At 39.6% G+C, this 21,842-nt stretch carries 25 protein-coding genes; 3 read left to right on the forward strand and 22 right to left on the reverse strand.

All coding sequences use genetic code 11. The features are described from left to right. Positions 1-104: 104 nt before the first annotated feature. The 13 genes from glnA to gltX all read right to left on the reverse strand — a co-directional run bounded on the left by glnA (position 105) and on the right by gltX (position 11,288). Positions 105-1,448, reverse strand: a complete 1,344-nt coding sequence (glnA, locus tag FRX52_RS03135) for a type I glutamate--ammonia ligase (protein ID WP_146538467.1) — start codon at positions 1,446-1,448, stop codon at positions 105-107. Positions 1,449-1,470: 22 nt separating this feature from the next. Next, entirely contained in the window at positions 1,471-1,854 is a 384-nt protein-coding gene (locus tag FRX52_RS03140; RefSeq protein WP_146460837.1) for a MerR family transcriptional regulator, read from the reverse strand. A 72-nt stretch (positions 1,855-1,926) separates the two neighbouring features. Then, positions 1,927-2,451 carry an aromatic acid exporter family protein gene (locus FRX52_RS03145; RefSeq protein ID WP_146538468.1) on the reverse strand — a complete coding sequence of 175 codons (525 nt, stop codon included), beginning with the start codon at positions 2,449-2,451 and terminating at the stop codon, positions 1,927-1,929. A gap of 72 nt (positions 2,452-2,523) precedes the next feature. After that, positions 2,524-3,723 carry a phosphoglycerate kinase gene (locus FRX52_RS03150; protein WP_146538469.1) on the reverse strand — a complete coding sequence of 400 codons (1,200 nt, stop codon included), beginning with the start codon at positions 3,721-3,723 and terminating at the stop codon, positions 2,524-2,526. 128 nt (positions 3,724-3,851) lie between these two features. After that, a complete protein-coding gene (gene gap / locus FRX52_RS03155) occupies positions 3,852-4,862 on the reverse strand; it encodes a type I glyceraldehyde-3-phosphate dehydrogenase (RefSeq protein WP_146460828.1) in 1,011 nt (336 codons plus the stop codon). 202 nt (positions 4,863-5,064) lie between these two features. Next, positions 5,065-7,146, reverse strand: coding sequence for an elongation factor G (gene fusA / locus FRX52_RS03160; protein WP_146460826.1), 2,082 nt, complete (start codon positions 7,144-7,146; stop codon positions 5,065-5,067). Between the two features lie 235 nt (positions 7,147-7,381). Beyond that, complete coding sequence (gene rpsG, locus FRX52_RS03165) at positions 7,382-7,852, reverse strand: 30S ribosomal protein S7 (protein ID WP_146460823.1); 471 nt, start codon at positions 7,850-7,852, stop codon at positions 7,382-7,384. A 20-nt stretch (positions 7,853-7,872) separates the two neighbouring features. Then, positions 7,873-8,286 (reverse strand): 30S ribosomal protein S12, encoded by a 414-nt coding sequence (gene rpsL / locus FRX52_RS03170; protein ID WP_009854984.1) that lies wholly within the window; start codon positions 8,284-8,286, stop codon positions 7,873-7,875. A gap of 220 nt (positions 8,287-8,506) precedes the next feature. Beyond that, positions 8,507-8,713, reverse strand: a complete 207-nt coding sequence (locus tag FRX52_RS03175; RefSeq protein WP_146538470.1) for a hypothetical protein — start codon at positions 8,711-8,713, stop codon at positions 8,507-8,509. 89 nt (positions 8,714-8,802) lie between these two features. Next, positions 8,803-9,345 (reverse strand): transcription termination/antitermination protein NusG, encoded by a 543-nt coding sequence (gene nusG, locus FRX52_RS03180; RefSeq protein ID WP_146460819.1) that lies wholly within the window; start codon positions 9,343-9,345, stop codon positions 8,803-8,805. Positions 9,346-9,397: 52 nt separating this feature from the next. After that, on the reverse strand, positions 9,398-9,568 hold the full coding sequence (gene secE, locus FRX52_RS03185; protein ID WP_146460817.1) for a preprotein translocase subunit SecE: 171 nt from the start codon (positions 9,566-9,568) through the stop codon (positions 9,398-9,400). A 12-nt stretch (positions 9,569-9,580) separates the two neighbouring features. Further along, complete coding sequence (rpmG, locus tag FRX52_RS03190; RefSeq protein WP_146460815.1) at positions 9,581-9,733, reverse strand: 50S ribosomal protein L33; 153 nt, start codon at positions 9,731-9,733, stop codon at positions 9,581-9,583. Positions 9,734-9,830: 97 nt separating this feature from the next. Further along, positions 9,831-11,288, reverse strand: a complete 1,458-nt coding sequence (gene gltX, locus FRX52_RS03195) for a glutamate--tRNA ligase (RefSeq protein ID WP_146538471.1) — start codon at positions 11,286-11,288, stop codon at positions 9,831-9,833. Between the two features lie 233 nt (positions 11,289-11,521). On the opposite strand from gltX, the gene FRX52_RS03200 reads away from it, so the two are divergent. Beyond that, positions 11,522-12,334 carry a formate/nitrite transporter family protein gene (locus tag FRX52_RS03200; RefSeq protein WP_146538472.1) on the forward strand — a complete coding sequence of 271 codons (813 nt, stop codon included), beginning with the start codon at positions 11,522-11,524 and terminating at the stop codon, positions 12,332-12,334. A gap of 36 nt (positions 12,335-12,370) precedes the next feature. Here the strand turns inward: FRX52_RS03200 and radA are convergent, their stop codons facing one another. Both radA and FRX52_RS03210 read right to left on the reverse strand, forming a co-directional pair. Next, complete coding sequence (gene radA, locus FRX52_RS03205) at positions 12,371-13,732, reverse strand: DNA repair protein RadA (RefSeq protein ID WP_146538473.1); 1,362 nt, start codon at positions 13,730-13,732, stop codon at positions 12,371-12,373. Between the two features lie 19 nt (positions 13,733-13,751). Beyond that, complete coding sequence (locus FRX52_RS03210) at positions 13,752-14,198, reverse strand: dUTP diphosphatase (protein WP_146538474.1); 447 nt, start codon at positions 14,196-14,198, stop codon at positions 13,752-13,754. A gap of 136 nt (positions 14,199-14,334) precedes the next feature. Here FRX52_RS03210 and FRX52_RS03215 point away from each other — a divergent pair, with 136 nt between their 5' ends. Both FRX52_RS03215 and galU read left to right on the forward strand, forming a co-directional pair. Continuing rightward, entirely contained in the window at positions 14,335-15,348 is a 1,014-nt protein-coding gene (locus FRX52_RS03215; RefSeq protein WP_146538475.1) for an NAD(P)H-dependent glycerol-3-phosphate dehydrogenase, read from the forward strand. A gap of 21 nt (positions 15,349-15,369) precedes the next feature. Beyond that, on the forward strand, positions 15,370-16,278 hold the full coding sequence (gene galU / locus FRX52_RS03220; protein ID WP_146538476.1) for a UTP--glucose-1-phosphate uridylyltransferase GalU: 909 nt from the start codon (positions 15,370-15,372) through the stop codon (positions 16,276-16,278). A 48-nt stretch (positions 16,279-16,326) separates the two neighbouring features. On the opposite strand, the gene FRX52_RS03225 is transcribed toward galU, so the two are convergent. From FRX52_RS03225 to FRX52_RS05520, 7 genes are all read right to left on the reverse strand, one after another. Beyond that, positions 16,327-16,833: an ester cyclase gene (locus tag FRX52_RS03225; protein WP_222426100.1), complete on the reverse strand. Its 507-nt coding sequence runs from the start codon at positions 16,831-16,833 to the stop codon at positions 16,327-16,329. Between the two features lie 101 nt (positions 16,834-16,934). Further along, on the reverse strand, positions 16,935-17,600 hold the full coding sequence (locus tag FRX52_RS03230) for a rhomboid family intramembrane serine protease (RefSeq protein ID WP_146538477.1): 666 nt from the start codon (positions 17,598-17,600) through the stop codon (positions 16,935-16,937). Continuing rightward, a complete protein-coding gene (locus FRX52_RS03235) occupies positions 17,590-18,135 on the reverse strand; it encodes a 5-formyltetrahydrofolate cyclo-ligase (protein ID WP_146538478.1) in 546 nt (181 codons plus the stop codon). The genes FRX52_RS03230 and FRX52_RS03235 overlap by 11 nt, the downstream gene beginning before the upstream one ends. A gap of 2 nt (positions 18,136-18,137) precedes the next feature. Continuing rightward, positions 18,138-19,136, reverse strand: coding sequence for a phosphate acyltransferase PlsX (gene plsX, locus FRX52_RS03240; protein WP_146538479.1), 999 nt, complete (start codon positions 19,134-19,136; stop codon positions 18,138-18,140). A 65-nt stretch (positions 19,137-19,201) separates the two neighbouring features. Then, complete coding sequence (recO, locus tag FRX52_RS03245; protein ID WP_146538480.1) at positions 19,202-19,972, reverse strand: DNA repair protein RecO; 771 nt, start codon at positions 19,970-19,972, stop codon at positions 19,202-19,204. 50 nt (positions 19,973-20,022) lie between these two features. After that, on the reverse strand, positions 20,023-20,991 hold the full coding sequence (locus FRX52_RS03250; protein WP_146460793.1) for a ribose-phosphate diphosphokinase: 969 nt from the start codon (positions 20,989-20,991) through the stop codon (positions 20,023-20,025). Positions 20,992-21,113: 122 nt separating this feature from the next. Beyond that, on the reverse strand, positions 21,114-21,842 hold a 729-nt coding region (locus FRX52_RS05520; protein WP_261379143.1), incomplete at its 5' end, for a CHAP domain-containing protein.

Below are 21,842 nucleotides of genomic sequence, written 5' to 3' on the forward strand. Positions count from 1 at the left end.
CCCCCTATTTATCAAGTAATTTGCTTATATTATCTACTTTCCTTGACAAAGGCTGAGCTGATAAACAAAAGACTTGGCAGACAGACCAAGTCTTTTAGTAAGGGCTAATAACTGTCCAGATAGTTGTCGATTTCCCATTGGGAAACATAGGCGGCATAGCTAGCCCACTCGATTCGCTTGGCTTCTAAGAAATTGGTATAGATGTGCTCTCCCAAAGCCTCTTTAACCACCTCATCTTTTTGCAAGGCTTTAAGAGCATTATGCAAGGTTGACGGCAAATCAATAATATCTGCTGCCTGACGTTCCTCTGGTGTCATGACATAGATATTGCTCTCAACAGGAGCGGGTGCCACAATTTTATTGCTAATGCCATCCAAACCGGACGCTAAAAGTACCGCCAGAGCCAAATAAGGATTGGCCATGGGATCCACCGAACGCAACTCTAAACGCGTTCCCATCCCTCGTGAAGCCGGCACTCGAATCAAAGGCGAACGATTTTGCCCAGCCCAAGCCACATAAACAGGAGCTTCATAGCCTGGCACCAAACGTTTGTAGGAATTAACAGTTGGATTGGTGATAGCGGTATAGCCATAGGCATGTTTCATCAACCCACCCAAGAAATAATAGGCAGTTTTTGATAATTGCATCCCCCTTGGGTCATTAACATCGTAAAAAACATTTCCTGTTTCATCAAACAAGGACATATTGCAGTGCATACCAGAGCCTGCGATACCATACTTTGGCTTGGCCATAAAGGTCGCATACAAACCGTGCTTACGAGCAATGGTCTTAACCACCAACTTAAACAGTTGAATATTATCACAAGCTCTCAAAGCGTCCGTGTATTTGAAATCAATCTCGTGTTGACCTGCTGCTACCTCGTGGTGACAAGCCTCAACTTCAAAGCCCATTTTGGTTAACACCGCAGCAATTTCTCGACGGGTATTATCAGCCAAATCCGTTGGAGCCAAATCAAAGTAGCCCCCCTTATCATTGACTTCTAGAGTTGGATTACCCGTTTCATCCAATTTAAAGAGAAAGAATTCTGGTTCTGGCCCCAGATTAAAAGATTTGAAACCCATTTCTTCCATATTTGCCAAGGCACGCTTGAGATTGCCACGAGGATCACCTGCAAATGGTTTCCCCTCAGCCGTATAAATATCACAAATCAAACCACCGACTGCACCATGTTCATCTCCCCAAGGAAAAACCGTCCAAGTGTTCAAATCAGGATAAAGATACATGTCCGACTCATTGATGCGAACAAATCCCTCAATGGAAGACCCGTCAAACATGGCTTTATTAGATAGAATCTTCTCTAATTGCTCACTGGTAGCTGGAATTTCAACATTTTTCATAATTCCCATAATGTCAGTAAACATGAGGCGTAAAAAGGTCACATTTTTATCACAAATATCACGACGAATATCTTCTGCAGTAATTGACATGTTGCTCTCCTTCTTGTCTAAACTATCGTCCTAAACGGTGACCACCCAAGTGCTGAGTGGGCTGATTGAAACGTCCTTGACGCAGCAAATCATCGTGTAAAATTTGCCTAACATCAGCGTCAGATAAGGGTTTCTTGGACTTACTTCTAGTAGAAACTGGCTTTTCTTGGGCATAGTGAGCCTTAATAGCCGCCATATTTAAGCCATCATCTAGAAAATCCTTAATTTCCAATAACCTATCCATATCATTCAGTGAATAAAGACGACGATTACCCTTACTTCGTTTGGGCAGAATCAAACCCTGTTCTTCATAATAGCGAATCTGTCTAGCCGTCAGGTCAGTCAAGGTCATTACCGAACCAATAGGAAAAACTGCCATATGCCGTCGTAATTCCTTCTCTCTCATCACCATTTCTCCTTTATTTCTTACATTATAAAAAGAAAAGCAAGCACTGTCAAGAGCAAATGTTAGATTTTATCACATGGATTTCTTTTTTAAGCGGTTCTTAAGCCAATCCACATCAGCATTAACCATAATGGCAATAAAAACACCAACAAAGGTTTCAAAAATTCGCACGAAAACATATAAAATAGTATCCCCATCTGGGATAGACAGGGTAATGATTAGCAAGGCAGCAACACCACCAATCACACCCGCCTTATTATTCATGGCAACATTGGTCATAATGGTCAGCATGGTCAAAATCGGTAGGCTAAAAAGCGTCAGCCAGTAAGATCCTCCCAACAAATTAGTCAAGGAAAAGAAAATAACTGCAAAAAAACCACCGATACTATTGGCTAAAATCCGAGAAATCCCAAACTGCAAACTCGTTCCAAAATCTTCTCTCAGGCTAAAAACGGCTGTCAAGGCAGCGATTTGCGTTCCTTCCCAACCAAATAACTTAAATAATAACAAAACCAAAAAAACTGACAAGCCTGTCTTAAAAGTCCTCAACCCCAAACGAAACTGTTTTTTATCAAATTTAAATTGTCTAAAATCCATCTTATGTCTTTCTCAATCTCAAAGAAAAGGATATCGCCAGCTGCGATACCCTCTCCCATTAATCATTCAGTCTTATTTTTCTGTTAGGGCAGCAAGACCTGGAAGAACTTTTCCTTCAAGCAATTCCATACTTGCTCCACCACCAGTTGAAATCCATGAGAATTTATCAGCACGACCAAGATTGATCGCTGCGGCTGCTGAGTCACCACCACCGATGATTGATTTCACATCAGGTTGTTTAACGATAGCGTCCATCACACCGATTGTACCAGCTTGGAAATCAGGATTTTCAAAGACACCCATTGGACCATTCCAAACAACTGTCTTAGCACCTGTTAGCTCAGCATCAAATTTCTCAATTGATTTTGGTCCGATATCAAGACCTAGGAAACCTTCAGAAACTGCTTCACCATCAGTATCACGAACAACATCATAACCTGCAAAAGCATTCGCTTCTTTTGAATCAACTGGCAAAATCAATTTACCATTTGATTTTTCAAGAAGAGCCTTAGCTACATCAAGTTTATCTTCTTCAACCAATGAGTTACCAATCTCAATACCTTGTGCTTTGTAGAAAGTATAAGTCATACCACCACCGATAAGTACCTTATCAGCTTTTTCTAAAAGGTTCTCGATAACACCAATCTTATCAGATACTTTTGAACCACCAAGAATGGCAACAAATGGACGTTCTGGTGTTTCAACTGCTTCTTGGATATAAGCAATTTCATTTTCCAAAAGGAAACCTGCCACTGCTTGCTCAACGTTTGCTGAAATACCAACGTTTGACGCATGGGCACGGTGAGCTGTACCAAAAGCATCATTAACGAAGATACCGTCACCTAGACTTGCCCAGTATTGACCAAGTTCAGCATCGTTTTTAGATTCTTTCTTACCGTCAACATCTTCAAAACGAGTGTTTTCAACCAAAAGTACTTGACCATCTTCAAGAGCATTGATTGCAGCTTCTAGTTCTGCACCACGAGTAGCTCCCGCAATAAAGACAACTTCTTGACCAAGTTTAGCTGACAAATCAGCCGCTACTGGTGCCAATGATTTCCCTTCTTTATCTGCTTCTTCTTTAACACGTCCTAAATGTGAGAAAAGAATCGCACGTCCACCTTGCTCAATAATATACTTGATTGTTGGAAGTGCAGCTGTAATACGGTTATCATTTGTAATCACACCATCTTTCAAAGGTACATTAAAGTCCACACGAACAAGGACTTTTTTACCTTTTACATTCACATCTTTTACAGTTAATTTAGCCATTTTTAAGACTCCTTCTTTTTTGTACTCTCTTATTATATCATAATTTTTGAAAATGTTAAGGATTTAACAAAATATCAGACCCTTATTTGACAAAAAAGGAAGGTCAAACGACCTCCCTAATCACCTAATTATTTTGCCAATTTTGCAAAGTACTCAAGTGTACGAACAAGTTGTGCAGTGTAAGACATTTCGTTGTCATACCATGAAACAACTTTAACCAATTGCTCACCGTCAACGTCAAGCACTTTAGTTTGAGTTGCGTCAAACAATGAACCGTAAGCCATACCAACGATATCTGATGATACGATTGCATCTTCAGTATAACCGTAAGACTCGTTTGCAACTGATTTCATCATTGCGTTGATTTCGTCAGCAGTTACTTTCTTATCAAGTGTTACAACCAATTCAGTTACAGAACCTGTTGGAACTGGAACACGTTGTGCAGCACCGTCAAGTTTACCGTTCAATTCTGGGATAACAAGACCGATAGCTTTAGCAGCACCTGTTGAGTTAGGTACGATGTTTGCTGCTGCTGCACGAGCACGACGAAGGTCACCACCACGGTGTGGACCATCAAGAACCATTTGGTCACCAGTGTAACCATGGATTGTCGTCATCAAACCTTTTTGAACACCGTATGCATCATGAAGAGCTTTAGCCATTGGTGCCAAGCAGTTTGTAGTACATGAAGCACCTGAGATAACTGTTTCGCTACCGTCAAGGATGTCATGGTTAGTGTTAAATACAACTGTTTTAACATCATTTCCACCAGGAGCTGTGATAACAACTTTTTTCGCACCATTTTCATGGATGTGTTGCTCAGCCGCTGATTTAGAAGCAAAGAAACCAGTCGCTTCAAGAACGATTTCTACACCATCTGTAGCCCAGTCAATGTTACCTGGCTCACGCTCTGCAGAAACTTTGATGAATTTACCGTTAACTTCGAATCCACCTTCTTTAACTTCCACAGTACCGTCGAAACGACCTTGAGTTGTGTCGTATTTCAACAAGTGTGCAAGCATGTTAGGATCTGTAAGGTCGTTGATACGAGTCACTTCAACACCTTCTACGTTTTGGATACGACGGAAAGCAAGACGACCGATACGTCCGAAACCGTTAATACCAACTTTAACTACCATTTGTGATTTCCTCCTTATGAAAATCAATACTTAATATTTTTAAGGGAACTCCCTTTTGTGAAAAGATTAACTTGATTAGTTACAAGAATCCTTCAACATGTCTATTATATAACTATTTAATTTGAATTGCAAATACTTTTCGCAGCTTTGAAGTATTTTTAACAAAAAAGACAGAGCTCATCACTCTGTCTATTGAAGATAATTAGTCTTCACCTTTATTTTTTTTGATAATTTCTTCTTGAACTGACTTAGGAACATCTTCATAATGGTCAAATACCATCATGAACGTACCACGTCCTTGAGTTGCAGAACGAAGAACTGTTGCATAACCGAACATTTCAGCCAATGGTACAAAGGCACGAACCACTTGTGTATTACCACGAGCTTCCATACCATCTACACGACCACGACGAGCCGTCACATGTCCCATAACATCTCCAAGGTTATCTTCTGGAGCAGTAATGGTTACAAGCATCATTGGCTCAAGGATAGCTGGTTGAGCTGATTTAGCTGCTTCTTTAAGGGCAAGAGAAGCCGCAATCTTGAAGGCAGTTTCAGATGAGTCAACATCATGGTATGAACCATCGTAAAGTTTAGCTTTTACGTCAACCATTGGGTAGCCGGCAAGGACACCGTTAGCCATAGACTCAACCAAACCTTTTTCAACCGCTGGGATAAATTCACGAGGAACCACACCACCGACGATAGCATTTTCAAACTCGAAACCTTTACCTTCTTCGTTTGGTGTAAATTCAATCCAAACGTCACCGAATTGACCTTTACCACCAGATTGGCGTTTGAAGAATCCACGAGCTTGAGTTGAAGCACGGAATGTTTCACGGTAAGATACTTGAGGAGCACCTACGTTAGCTTCAACCTTGAACTCACGACGCATACGGTCAACAAGGACATCCAAGTGAAGCTCACCCATACCAGAGATAACTGTTTCACCAGTTTCAACGTTAGTTTCAACACGGAATGTTGGATCTTCTTCAGCAAGTTTTTGAAGGGCAATACCCATCTTGTCTTGGTCAGCTTTAGATTTTGGCTCAACCATCAATTGGATAACTGGTTCTGGAACGTTGATTGACTCAAGGATTACTTTAGCTTTCTCATCAGTCAATGAGTCACCAGTTGTTGTATCTTTCAAACCAACAGCGGCAGCGATATCTCCAGAGTAAACTGTTTGGATTTCTTCACGGCTGTTTGCGTGCATTTGAAGGATACGTCCGATACGCTCACGTTTACCTTTTGATGTATTCAAAACGTATGAACCTGAGTTAAGAACACCTGAGTACACACGGAAGAATGTCAAACGACCTACGAATGGGTCTGTCATGATCTTGAAGGCAAGGGCTGCAAATGGCTCTTCATCAGATGCTGGACGAGTTTCTTCTTCGTCAGTATCTGGGTTAATACCTTTGATTGCTGGGATATCAAGTGGGCTTGGTAGGTAGTCGATAACTGCATCAAGCATCAATTGAACACCCTTGTTTTTGAAGGCAGAACCACAAAGTACAGGGAAGAACTCAACGTTGATTGTTGCTTGACGGATTGCTTCTTTCAATTCGTCGTTAGTGATTTCTTCACCTTCAAGGTATTTCATCATCAAGTCTTCGTTTGTTTCAGCTACTGCTTCAACCAATTTTTCACGGTACTCTTCAGCTTGCTCAAGGTATTCAGCAGGAATATCTTCTTCCAAGATGTCAGTACCAAGGTCGTTAGTGTAGATCTCAGCTTTCATCTTGATCAAGTCAATGATACCACGGAAGTCATCTTCTGCACCGATTGGCAATTGAATTGGGTGAGCATTTGCTTGCAAACGATCATGAAGTGTGCTTACTGAGTAAAGGAAGTCAGCACCGATTTTGTCCATTTTGTTGGCAAATACGATACGAGGAACGCCGTACTCAGTTGCTTGACGCCATACAGTTTCTGTTTGTGGCTCAACACCTGATTGTGAGTCAAGAACGGTAACTGCACCATCAAGAACACGAAGAGAACGTTGTACTTCGATTGTGAAATCCACGTGTCCTGGTGTGTCGATGATATTTACACGGTGGTCGTTCCATTGAGCTGTTGTTGCTGCAGATGTGATTGTGATACCACGTTCTTGCTCTTGCTCCATCCAGTCCATTTGTGATGCACCTTCATGCGTTTCACCAATTTTATGGATTTTACCAGTGTAGTAAAGAATACGCTCAGTTGTTGTTGTCTTACCAGCATCAACGTGAGCCATGATTCCGATATTACGAGTTTTTTCAAGTGAAAATTCGCGTGCCATTAGTTTCTCCTAATAAATTTTTATTTACTTTTTTATTATAGCATAAATTTGTCAAAAACGGATAGGCAGGACCTACCCGTTCTTGCTATTTCTTAAATCTTAACCAGATGCTTCAACTCAAATGCTATTTAATTTGAGAACAAACCTCCAGCTTGAGTAAAGACTGACAATTTGAAAAGATTGGTTATTATCAACTTTTTGAAATTGTCTTTTAATCGTCTTAAACCTCTTATTCTTACCAGCGGAAGTGTGCGAATGCACGGTTTGCTTCTGCCATTTTGTGAGTGTCTTCACGTTTTTTAACAGACGCACCAGTGTTGTTAGCAGCATCCATGATTTCTTTAGCCAAACGGTCTTTCATCGTGTGTTCACCACGCAAACGTGATGCATTGACCAACCAACGAAGACCTAATGTTGTACGACGCTCTGGACGAACTTCAACTGGAACTTGGTAGTTAGAACCACCAACACGGCGTGCACGAACTTCAAGAACAGGCATGATGTTTTCCATAGCTGTTTCAAAAACTTCAAGTGCGTTTTCACCAGTTGCTTCAGCGATTTGTTCAAAGGCACCGTAAACGATGCTTGCTGCTACTCCACGTTTTCCATCAAGCATAACACGGTTGATAAGACGTGTTACAAGTTGTGAATTGTACAATGGATCTGCCAATACTTCGCGCTTAGGCGCTCTATTTTTACGACTCATATTTTCTTATCTCCCTTCTATTATCCTTTAGGACGTTTTGCACCGTATTTAGAACGGCCTTGCTTACGGTCAGCAACACCTGCTGTATCAAGTGCACCACGAACGATATGGTAACGTACCCCTGGAAGGTCTTTTACACGTCCACCACGGATAAGTACCACGCTATGCTCTTGCAAGTTGTGGCCGATACCTGGGATGTAAGCAGTTACTTCGATAAGGTTGCTCAAACGTACACGGGCAAATTTACGAAGGGCAGAGTTAGGTTTTTTAGGTGTCATTGTTCCAACACGAGTTGCAACTCCACGTTTTTGTGGTGATGACACGTTAGTTTGAACTTTTTTATGGCTGTTGTAACCAACGTTCAAAGCTGGTGATTTAGATTTTTCTACTTTAGATTTACGTGGTTTACGTACCAACTGGTTAATTGTAGGCATCTACATTCTCCTGTAAGATTTTATTTTTGGTTGTTCTAGCACTTGGTGACAGTCTAGAACAGTGTGTACTTTGCAACTATTTGTCAGCACGTCTCTGTACACTTTGGAGAGACCAAAAGTAAAAAGTACTCCCATTATCTTAGCACGTCCGACTTTACTTGTCAAGGATATTTATCTAAAAATGAGTGGTATTTTTAAGCAAATAGTGATGACATCCTGACTATCTCTTTTCTGAACGATAGTGGTCATAGGCGATATAAATAATCAGCAATAAAATCGGCATTGACAAGTAATCTGACAAAGTCATCAAATTTTGAGAACTCTTTAATGTTACGACTCCAAAATTTTTCAAAGTTTCAAGTAAGGACAAACCTACTCTTAATGCCAATAAAACAAATAAGAGTATCACTTTCTTGTTTTTTAACATAAGATGCCTCCTAGACTTTATTTCTTACAACTTTAGTATAGCAAAGAAAATAAAAAATAACAGGACATACATGTCCTGTTACTTAACCTTTAATTGATTTCAGCAATCTGATATAGGCCTAGTTCAGCTTGGGTTTCTGAACCAAACATGCTAATCATGATTTTCACTTTGTTGTTTTCAATCTCGATAACTCGACCTTCTTGTCCCATAAAGGCACCATCAATGATTTGTACGGTATCTCCTACCTTGATATTGGTATCAATCACATCAATCGTTTGACCCATTGACAAGAGAATTGAACGAATCTCTTCTTCCAATAATGGTGTTGGTTTTGAACGGTTACCATGTGACCCCACAAAACCTGTGACGTTTGGTGTGTTACGCACCACAAACCATGCCTCGTCTGTCATGACCATCTCAACCAAAACATAACCTGGAAAGCGATTTTCTTCCACTTCCTTGGTTTGACCATTTTTTTCAACATTCACTGTCTGAGTTGGAATCTCAACACGCAAGATGTTTTCCAACATATTATAAGTTTGAGCTCGCTGAATCAGGTTTTCTTTTACCTTATTTTCATAACCTGAATAGGTCTGTAAAACAAACCAGCCCTTATCAAAACTATCTAACATTTTTTATCCTTTCATCAGAAAAAGTCAGATTAACTTTTTACTGTCCCTTTGATTAAAATCGTTTAATTAAATCAAGAATACCCAATGATAATAACTTATCAAAGATAAAAATAATCAAAGCAAAAAACGCTGTGTATTCAATGACTGACAAGAAATCCTTCCAACGTTGTTTGCGATCTGGCCAGCTGGTATCTTTCAAAACCTTAAAAATACTGAATTTCACACCATTCTCCTTTTATCTTGTTTCCTTGTGTAAGGTGTACTTTTTACAATGTTTACAGAATTTATTAACTTCTAACCGTGTCATCTTAGGATTACTACTTAAACCAATCGAATAGTTTCGACTACCGCAATCAACACAGGCTAAACTCGCTTTTTTTTGTGCCATAACGCCTCCGTAACCTACATTTTACCATGACTTATCCTTTTTCGCAAGTCAGATTATGCGTCAAAAAAGGACACTTCCTTTGGAAGTGCCTCTAAAACTAGCTAATTTTTGCTAGCATTTGTTCTAGGTGTTGGATTGATTTCTCTTGACCCAACAAATAGATCGTATTTGGTAAATCTGGTCCGTGCATTTCACCTGATACGGCAATACGAATTGGCATGAAGAGATTTTTCCCTTTGATTCCTGTTTCTTTTTGAACCGCCTTGATTTGTGGGGCAATATTTTCTGCCAAAAATTCTTCTGACGTCAGCTGACTCAATTTTTCCTTAAAGCTAGTTAGAACTGTTGGAACTGTTTCAGCCGCCATCATCTCTTTTGCTTCCTCCGATAGACTTGGGAAATCTGTAAAGAAAAGATCCGTCAAGCCTACAATTTCATCAACAGAATTTAATTGTGGTTGATAAAGAGCCACCATATCAACTGCTTTGTCTGTCAAACGACCTGCCTCTTCAAGATAAGGCTTAGCCATATCAAAAATCTTAGCTGAATCAGCTTTTTTGATGTAGTCATTGCTCATCCAATCCATTTTTTTCTGATCAAAAGCTGCTGGTGACTTGCTCAAACGATTTTCATCAAATAGCTCAATCAACTCTTGACGAGAGAAGATTTCTTCTTCACCACCTGGGTTCCAACCTAATAGCGAGATAAAGTTAAAGACTGCTTCAGGCAGATACCCTTTCTTACGATAGTCCTCAATAAACTGTAGGGTATTGGTATCACGTTTTGACAATTTTTTACCGGTTTCAGAGTTGATAATCAAGGTCATGTGCCCAAATTCTGGAGCTTCCCAACCCAAAGCCTCATAAATCATCAACTGCTTAGGTGTATTAGCGATATGGTCATCTCCTCGGATAACATGAGAAATTGCCATCAGATGATCATCAACAACCACGGCAAAATTATAAGTTGGGTAGCCATCTTTTTTCTGAATCACCCAATCGCCACCGATGTTGCCACCTTCAAACTCAATTTCACCCTTGACCATATCTGTCCATTTATAAATACCAGATTCATTGACAGCCAAACGAACGGTTGGGATAATTCCCTTAGCTTCACGTTCAGCAATGTAGGCTGCTTTTTCCGTTTCCGTCATGCCTAAAAACTCATTGACGTAACGCGGGGTTTCTCCAGCGGCCTCTTGACGCTCACGCTCAGCAGCCAGTTCTTCTTCAGTCACATAAGATTTGTAAGCCAATCCCTTTTCTAAAAGCTCATCTACATATTGCTGATAGATTGCTAGACGTTCTGATTGACGGTACTGTTCATGAGTTTCTGGGCTTTCATCCCAATCAATCCCTAACCAGCGTAGATTTTCTAGCTGCGAGCGTTCACCATCTTCAACATGACGTTTACGATCTGTGTCTTCAATACGAATGATAAATTGACCACCATGATGACGGGCATAGAGATAATTAAACAAAGCAGTACGGGCATTACCAATATGAAGCAAACCCGTTGGACTTGGTGCATAACGCACACGAATTGGTTTTGACATTTTACTCTCCTGTTATTGAGGGTCTAAGACCTCTAATAGTTCAATCCATTTCATTATATCATAAATGACGAAAAACAAACCTTTCTAATCCCTCTTTAATTGAGACTTTTTCATTTTTTCTATGAAAACGTTAACTTTATAAAAATGTGAAGTTTTTTACTAAATCATCTTTTTCTCCTTAGCAAATATGTTATAATAGCTATGCTTTATCAAAATAAAATAGGAGAATAGAGATGAAAAACAACTACACTGGTTATAACAGTGAATTGATTAACAACCTCGCTAAGAGTATCGAAAAAAAAGACGACCTGTCACGCCATAACTACCTCAAATATGCTGTGAGGTCTATGCTAGCAACCATGTTTTTAACCTTGGGAACAGCTGTTGCCTTTTATATCGCCTCATATAGCGATAATCTCGTGCCACATTCTGGTAAATTCCTTTTTGCCTTTATGTTTAGCTGGTCACTCGTTATGATTGTCTATATGAATGCTGAGTTGGGTACTTCTAACATGATGTATATGACCAGTGCTGTTTACAATAAAAAATTACGTCTTTTAACAGCAGGGAAAATCCTTGTAACCTGTATCTTCTTTAACTTAGTTGGGGCTCTTTTGTTTTCTTGGCTCATGTCAAAAACAACACCGTTTAACCACCTTACTCCTGACAACTATCTCTTTGAAGCTGTTAGTGCTAAACTAGCTAAATCTCCGATGACCCAATTGATTGAAGGAATTTTTGCAAATATCGTTGTTAATACTGCCGTTTTTGTTGCCCTACGAATGAAAGATGATATTGGCAAGGTCTTTTCAATGATTTTTATCATTTACATCTTTGCCTTTCTTGGTTTTGAACACGTTATCGCCAACTTCGTTTCTTTCCCACTAGCCTTCTTTGCCAACGGTGGACCTGTTGAAGGCATGACCGTTGCTAGTGTCCTTTCCAATCTTTTCTTTGCTGGACTAGGTAACTATATCGGTGGTGGTCTCATTATTGGCTTACTTTATAGCTGGCTTAATAACTCATCAGAAATCTATGTGGATTAACAAAAAAAATCTGTTGGAAAATACCAACAGATTTTTTTAATTAAATACTTGGGTCAAAACATCCTTGACTCTTGCCACTCCAATCACTTGAATCCCTTTGGGAATCTCAATACCTGTTAAGGAATTTTTCGGAGCATAAATCTTTGTAAAACCCAGTTTAGCTGCTTCATTGATACGTTGTTCGATACGTGTCACTCGACGAATCTCACCTGTCAGACCAATTTCTCCAATAAAAGCTTCTTGAGGATTAGTTGGTTGTTCCTTATAACTCGAAGCAATCGCTACTGCAACAGCTAGGTCAATGGCTGGTTCATCTAGTTTGACACCACCTGCTGATTTAAGGTAGGCATCTTGATTTTGTAGTAACAAGCCACAACGTTTTTCCAAAACTGCCATAATTAAACTCACACGATTGAAATCCAAACCAGTCGTGGTTCGCTTGGCATTGCCAAAAACGGTCGGTGTTACCAAGGCTTGAACCTCAGCCAAAATAGGACGAGTACCCTCCATGGTCACAACAATGGCTGAACCAGTTGCTCCGTCCAAACGCTCTTCCAAAAACACTTGACTTGGATTTAACACCTCAACCAAGCCATTTGATTGCATTTCAAAAATTCCAATCTCATTTGTCGAACCAAAACGATTTTTAACTGCTCGTAAAATTCTAAAAGTATGATGGCGCTCTCCTTCAAAATAAAGCACCGTATCCACCATGTGTTCCAACATCCGAGGACCTGCCAAAGTACCTTCTTTAGTGACATGGCCAACAATAAAAATGGCAAGATTATTTGTTTTCGCCAGCTGCATCAGCTCTGCCGTCACTTCTCGAACTTGACTAACAGAACCCTGAACCCCTGAAATTTCTGGGCTCATAATGGTCTGAATGGAATCAATAATCAAGAAATCTGGCTTCAATTTTTCAATTTCTGCTCGCACACTCTGCATATTGGTTTCAGCGTAAAGGTAAAAATCATTGTCAATCTTACCCAAACGTTCGCTACGGAGTTTGATTTGCTGGGCAGACTCTTCCCCAGAAACATACAGTACTATGCCTTGATCAGCTAGTTGAGCAGACACTTGTAGGAGTAGGGTAGATTTACCAATACCTGGATCTCCCCCAATTAAAACCAAACTACCTGGAACAACGCCACCACCAAGCACACGGTTAAATTCATCCATTTCAGTTTTCGTTCGTTTGACCCGAATGGAATCTACTTCATTTAACTTCATAGGCTTAGTTTTTTCGCCAGTTAAAGACACACGCGCATTCTTAACTTCAGCTACTTCAACTTCTTCAACAAAAGACGACCATTCCGAACAATTAGGACAACGACCTAAGTACTTGGGCGAATGGTAGCCACATTCTTGACAAATAAATGTTGTTTTTTTCTTAGCCATAGCCTATCTCCTTAAACAACTAAGAGCCTGTACTACCAAAGCCACCCGTTCGAACACCAGTCGCCACATCACCATCAGCCAATAAAAACGGAGCAAAAACAGCCTGCACCAAGCGTTCACCCTCTATCAACTCGACTGGTTGATCACTTATATTTTTCATTTGAGCAAAAATATGACCCTCATTAGCAGGATTATTATAGTAATCGCCGTCAATGACTCCTACTGAATTGATTAACACCAAGCCTTTTTTACGAGGATTGGAAGAGCGGTCATAGAGATAGAGCACTTCGTTTGACTGCATATAAGCTTTCACCCCTGTTGGAACTAGTTGGATTTCTCCAGGAAGAATCACCATCTCCTTAGCAACTTTCAAATCATAGCCTGCGGCTTGCGCCGTTTCTCTTTTAGGCAATAACTCTATATTTGTGAAAGACGATACCAACTCAAAACCACGAATTTTTGTCATATTAACCTCTTTTCTAGTCTTTTTATTATACACAAGAATGACTTGAATTTCAAAACTTATCAAAGCATCATTCAATAGTAAATTCGCTTACTTTATGATATAATTAAAAAGACAATATGTTCTCAAAGGAGAAACTATGACTAAGCAACGTATCGCTGTTCTAGGGCCAGGCTCATGGGGAACAGCTCTTGCCCAAGTCTTAAATGACAATGGGCACGACGTCAGAATTTGGGGAAACATTCCTGAGCAAATTGACGAAATCAATCAAAATCACACCAATACTCGTTATTTTAAGGATGTGGTTCTAGATGATAACATCAAAGCCTATAAGGATTTGAAAGAAGCTTTAGATCAAGTAACAGCAGTTCTTTTTGTTGTACCAACCAAGGTTACCCGTTTGGTTGCCAAACAAGTGGCTCAAGTTCTTGATCATCAAGTGACAATTATGCATGCTTCCAAAGGATTAGAGCCAGATACCCACAAACGCCTGTCTGAGATTCTAGAAGAAGAAATTCCTGAAAATCTTCGTCACGACATTGTTGTCGTATCTGGTCCTAGCCATGCTGAAGAAACCATTGTGCGTGATATCACCTTAATCACATCAGCCTCTAAAGATTTAACACAGGCCGAATATGTGCAAAAACTTTTCAGTAATCACTACTTCCGTCTTTACACCAATACCGATGTCATTGGCGTAGAAACTGCTGGTGCTTTAAAAAATATTATTGCCGTTGGTGCTGGTATTTTACATGGCTTAGGCTATGGTGATAATGCTAAAGCTGCTATCATTACTAGGGGACTAGCTGAAATCACACGATTAGGTGTTAAGCTAGGAGCTGATCCTCTAACCTATAGTGGCCTATCTGGTGTTGGAGATTTAATCGTCACAGGTACCTCTGTTCACTCGCGTAATTGGCGAGCAGGACATGCCCTTGGTAAAGGTCAAGACCTAGCTAGTATCGAGCAAGATATGGGGATGGTGATTGAAGGCCTTTCAACCACTAAGGTCGCCTATGAACTGGCTCAAGAACTTGGTGTCTATATGCCAATCACCACAGCCATCTATCGTGTTATCTATGAACATGCTGACATCAAAACGTCTATTCTCAATATGATGTCTAATGAATTCCGCCCTGAAAACGAGTGGTAAACTAAATTAAAGGAGTTAATCATGAAAAAAGTAAGAAAAGCCGTTATCCCTGCTGCTGGTTTAGGAACACGTTTCCTTCCAGCAACCAAAGCCTTAGCCAAAGAAATGCTTCCTATCGTTGATAAACCAACCATTCAGTTTATCGTTGAAGAAGCCCTAAAATCAGGAATTGAAGACATTCTTGTTGTAACTGGTAAGGCTAAGCGTTCAATCGAAGACCACTTTGATTCAAACTTTGAGTTGGAGTATAACCTTAAAGAAAAAGGGAAAAATGACCTTCTAAAATTGGTTGATGAAACAACTGGGATTCGCTTGCACTTTATCCGCCAAAGTCATCCTCGTGGTCTTGGAGATGCCGTTTTACAAGCCAAAGCCTTTGTTGGTAACGAACCATTCGTTGTTATGCTTGGCGATGATTTGATGGACATTACAAACGAAAAAGCTGTGCCATTAACCAAACAATTGATGGATGATTATGAAACAACACACGCTTCAACCATTGCAGTTATGCCTGTACCACACGAAGAAGTTTCTGCCTACGGTGTGATTGCCCCCCATGGCGAAGCAACTAACGGTCTTTATAGTGTTGATACCTTTGTCGAAAAACCAGCACCAGAAGATGCTCCAAGTGATTTAGCGATCATTGGTCGTTACTTATTAACTCCAGAAATTTTTGATATCCTAGAAAACCAAGCACCTGGAGCTGGAAATGAAATTCAATTAACTGATGCTATCGATACCCTTAACAAAACGCAACGTGTTTTTGCACGCGTCTTTACTGGTAACCGCTATGATGTTGGTGATAAATTTGGCTTCATGACAACTTCTATTGATTATGCCCTTAAACACCCACAAGTCAAAGATAACCTAAAACAATACATTATTGATCTTGGTAAAAAATTAGAAAAATCTGATAAAAAAAGCAAATAATCAAAACACCTGAGTTAGCCTCAGGTGTTTTTTAATCCATAACTGACACTAGAACATGCTATTGCCACTAACCGTTTCTTCAACAACTGGCTGAATCACATCCCAATGCTCTACAATTTTCCCTTGGTCATCAAATCGGAAAATATCCACAACTGCCTCTCCCTTGTCTGTTTTATTAGCCTTACTATAAACATGCACAAAGACCAAGTCACCCTCTGCTGCCACACGTTTCACCTCTACACTAGACTCAGGATTGTCCTTCACAAATGTTTCAAAAACCTTAATAAAAGCCTCTGGACCATTATCTACTGTTGGATTGTGCTGAATATAGGTATCTGCAACATAAGTTTCTGTTGCCTGTCTCACCTTATGATCATTAAAAACCATTTGGTAAAAAGCAAGGGCATTTTTCTTATTTCGTTCAACTTGCTGACTAGTTACCTTAGAACTTACGCCTTGAATTGTTTTTGTTTGCCAAATGAGCCCTGCTATAAGAATCAATCCAATAAACGCAATAACTACTATTTTTTCATGTGATATCCCTTTTTGTAACAATTGTCGTTACATAAAAAATACTACAACTTTAATGTAATGTCACAGTTACAACTTAAAAAAATAAAAAATCTGAGCAAAACTCAGATTTTGTGGGCATATTATTAAGCATAAAATAAAACTAAAAACAGCACGACTAAACTTAGATAAGTTAGAGCAGCTAACCAGCGACTTTTCAAGCTAAAAACAGGCTCTGGTAATGAGATAAATACACTAGCCAAGGCTCCACCAATTAACCCACCCAGATGACCAACCAAGCTAACATCTGGCATAAAAAGATTAAATAAAAGATTCAAGACCAATAAACTTTGGTAGGAGCGTCCTAATTGTTTGAGATAAGGATTTTTACTAGCATAACCAACCACAACTACAGCTGCAAACAGACCAAACAAGGACGTTGAGGCTCCAGCAGCCAGTACACTTGGAGTGACAAACATGGTTAGTAAATTACCAAAGCCACCAGCTAACAAATACAAGATTAAGAAAGATTTTGACCCCCATAACTTTTCTACTAAATGACCTAAAAAATAAAGGGTAACGCTATTCATTATAAAATGTTGCCAGCCAATATGCACAAAAATCGGCATAATGAGCCGCCAAAGCTGACTGGGTCGAATTTTAACCCAGTCACCATACATGCCACCAAAATCAAATACAGCTTGGCCTGAACTAGCCTGCCCCAAATAACGCAACTGCATCAATAAAAAGACCAGTACCGTTACTGCTAATAAAAAACTTGTTGCTGGATAGGTTCGCCATTCAGCCTTCATCAATCACTACCTCTTTCACTCTTACATCATGTTTTTCTGGTAAAAATTCCTGTAACTGGCAAGTATAAGCTGTCACCAAAGTATGACCAGAAAAATCAGCTAAATAACGGTCATAATAACCTCCACCAAAACCAATACGATAACCTTGGTAGTTAATTACTAATGCTGGAACATGAATTAAATCAATCTTAACTTCTGCCACTGGTTTATCCATTCTCGGCTCTAACAAGCCAAAACTTCTTCGCACTAGATTATCTTCATCATAAGGCAAAAATATCATTTTACCATCAGCAAACGTCTTTGGCACAAGCACTTGCTTTCCTGCCGCCTGAGCTGATTTAATCAAATCACTCGTATCATATTCAAAATCAAAAGATAGGTACGTTGCTAAACAATCAGCCTTTTGATAAACAGGATGAGTTAAGAAAGCATCTAGTAATCTTCGATTGGCTTGCCTCTTTTGTTCAACAGGCATTTGTTTCAAACCTTTAATCATGCTCTGTCGCAAGAATTGTTTTGTTACGTTAATCACCATACTTATTGACGATTTTGGTCAAAATTACGAACCAATTCCTTAACCACTTCGGTTTCTAACATCTTTCTAATCTGCCTGATAGTATGATAAATCGCCTTACTATCACTAGAACCATGTGCCTTGATGACAGGTGCCTTTACTCCAAAAAGAACCGCACCTCCAGCACTCGAGTAATCTAAACTGTCTTTCATGCCACGCAAACTATCTTTAATCATTAAAGCACCTAGTTTTGTTTTAGCACCACCTGTTGTCAAGGCTGATTTTAGTTGTCCCATAATAGCCATAGCTGTTCCTTCCATGGTTTTCAGCACTGCATTACCAGTAAAACCATCTGCCACGACCACATCCGCTACACCAGTCATTAAATCACGAGCCTCAACATTACCAACAAAAGTCAACTGATCATCATTGGCCAAAAGTTCATAGGTTTCCTTACGCAAAGGATCCCCCTTACTAGCCTCTGTTCCGTTATTCAACAAGCCCACACGAGGTTTGTCAATATTGCGCACAAACTTAGCATAAAAACTCCCCAAAACCGCATATTGATGTAAGTGCTTAGCGGTATTTTCAGCATTTGCTCCCAAATCCAACATATCAAAGCCCTTGCCATCTACGGTTGGTAGAGTAGATAATAAACCTGGACGATCAATGCCTTTAATTCGACCAACCACAAAAAGACCTGCCGCCAAAAGAGCGCCCGTATTTCCAGCAGACAGGACAGCATCCGCTTGACCTTCTTTAACCGCCTTAGCAGCCAAAACCATACTGGCTTTCTTTTTTTGTCGAATCGCCTTAGCTGGCTCATCATCTGAAGCAATTTTTTCAGTGGTATGAATGATACTAACACGTTCTGTCACTGTCAAATGAGGTCGAATAGCGGCTTCATCACCATATAGTTGAATCTCAAGATCTTGAAACTCAGCTAAAGCTTGATTAACACCTTCAACTAAAGCTTGTGGGGCATAATCTCCACCCATAGCATCTACTGCAATACGTTTCATTTTTTCTCCTTTTACTTGATAACAATAGTTTTATTATAACATGATTCCACCAGTTTTTCAGTTCCTCACTCATCGTCTGATTCTCGCATGATTTGGCCCCAATCCTCTAATTGATCCAGAAACTTCTTACTTTTTAACTGAATACCCACATATTCTTCATAAAGTTGATCGATAAACAAACGCAATTTCGACTTAATCTCTTTCTTAAGAGAAATACTCTGTAACTCAGAAAAATTAACTGCCTGAAACTTATTTAATAAAAAAGGGACATTGGGATCTAGACGACTCCTATGCTGATCTTCATGATAATGTTTGGGACACAATACACCTGCATATTTAAAAGAAAAATCAAATGCTTGCTCTTTTCTTCGACAAATCACACATTCACTAAAATTTAAGTCAATACCAAAACGAGATAGGATTTGTATCTCAAAAATATTGGTTAATATTTCATAATCAATCCCGTCATCCATCAGCTCTAAGGTCTTCGTCAAAAAGGCAAAAAGATGAGGATCATAAGTGCCATCACTAATCGCAGCATCAGATAAAGCTACAATATAACTAGCATAAGACAGACCAAAAATATCACTATTGATTTGCGAAAAAACTTTAATTTCATGATAATCTCTAATATAAGACAAACCTTGTGTATTGATATTAAGAATAAATTCAGCCAAGGTCAAGGGTTGAATAACAGGAGCTAGTTTAGAACGACTAGCATGCTTCACAAAAAACATGCGTTTGCCTGCTTGCTCAGTAAAAATCTTAACCAGCTTATCATCTTCACGAAAATTTTGATTATAAAGAATTAAACCTCTTGTTTCTTGAAGTACCATAAAAATATTATACCAAAATCAAAAATCGTTAGCCTAGGCTAACGATTATTTTATTTTCTTTTATCTAATTCAAATAAGGGAGAAAGTGGGCGTTTTTCATGAATACGGATAATCGCATCTGCTATTAACTGACTAATCGAAATTTGTTCAATCTTATCAATTAAACGCTCTTCTGGTAGGTAAATCGTATCCAGAACCACCAATTTTTTAATGGCTGAATTTTGGATATTATCAAGGGCTGGACCAGATAAGACTGGATGAGTACATGAAGCATAAACACAAGTTGCTCCTGCTTCTGCCAAGGCATCAGCTGCATGGGCAATCGTACCTGCCGTATCAATCATGTCATCAATCAAAATACAGGTCTTACCAGAAACATTTCCGATGATATTCATCACTTCACTGGTGTTCATCTTATCGACACTACGACGTTTATCAATAATCGCAATTGGTGTTTTCAAAAATTGAGCTAATTTACGAGCACGTGTCACGCCCCCATGGTCAGGACTCACCACGACGTAATCGTCACCAGTCATCTCACGACGAACAAAATAATCCGCAATCAAAGGAGCTCCCATTAAGTGATCCACAGGGATATCAAAGAAACCTTGAATTTGTGCGGCATGCAAATCAACCGTCAACAAACGATCAACACCAGCTACCTGTAACATATTAGCCACTAATTTTGATGTAATCGGCTCACGAGAACGTGCTTTACGATCCTGACGAGCATAACCATAATAAGGCATAACCACGCTAACAGACTCTGCACTCGCTCGCTTCAGCGCATCAACCATTATCAAAATTTCCATCAAATTATCATTAACTGGTGAACTAGTCGATTGTAAAATAAAGACATGATGACCACGAATTGATTCTTCAATATTAACCTGCAATTCACCATCTGAAAACTGACGTACACTTGATTTACCCAAAGAAATCCCAATAGTATCTGCTACTCTTTTGGCTAATTCCTGATTAGACGACAAAGCGAATAATTTTAGGTTTGAAAACGACATGACTTCCTCCAAAGTTTTAATCCACTACTATTTTAGCTTTTTTTCCTTAGTTTTTCAATCAAAACCATAAGACTAAATAAAAGAAAAGTCTTTAGAATAAAATCTAAAGACTGTCATTCATTTTAAGGATAAATATACATTACTGTACCACCCCAATAACTTTCATAAGGGTTGAATGTGCCACGGTAGTTACCGATTGTTTGATTACCATTATAGTTTGATTCCATTACTTGAATACTTGTTGGACTATTAACAGCTGTTACCAAGGCAACGTGTCCATAACCACCACCATCGTAAGGCCATACCGCAATAGAACCCACTGTTGGTGTTGTTCCAACTGAATAACCTGCTGCTTGAGCACTAGCAATCCACTGGTTACCATTACCCCAATAGTTACCAACCCAAGGAGCCAAAGCCTTAACTCCCCATGTACATTGACCAACAGGGTAAGTATTAGTTGCATCATAAGTTTCCTTAACTGTCGTTGATGTTGCAACAACTTCTTCTACCACTGGAGTTGACTCTACTACTGGTGCTGAAACTTCTTCTACCACTGGCGTTGACTCTACTACTGGTGCTGAAACTTCTTCTACCACTGGCGTTGATTCTACTACTGGTGCTGAAACTTCTTCTACCACTGGCGTTGACTCTACTACTGGTGCTGAAACTTCTTCTACTACTGGAGTTGACTCTACTACTGGTGCTGAAACTTCTTCTACCACTGGAGTTGATTCTACTACTGGTGCTGAAACTTCTTCTACCACTGGAGTTGATTCTACTACTGGTGCTGAAACTTCTTCTACCACTGGAGTTGATTCTACTACTGGTGCTGAAACTTCTTCTACCACTGG

Origin of the sequence: Streptococcus sp. sy018, assembly GCF_007859185.1 — a bacterium.
Lineage (GTDB): Bacteria > Bacillota > Bacilli > Lactobacillales > Streptococcaceae > Streptococcus.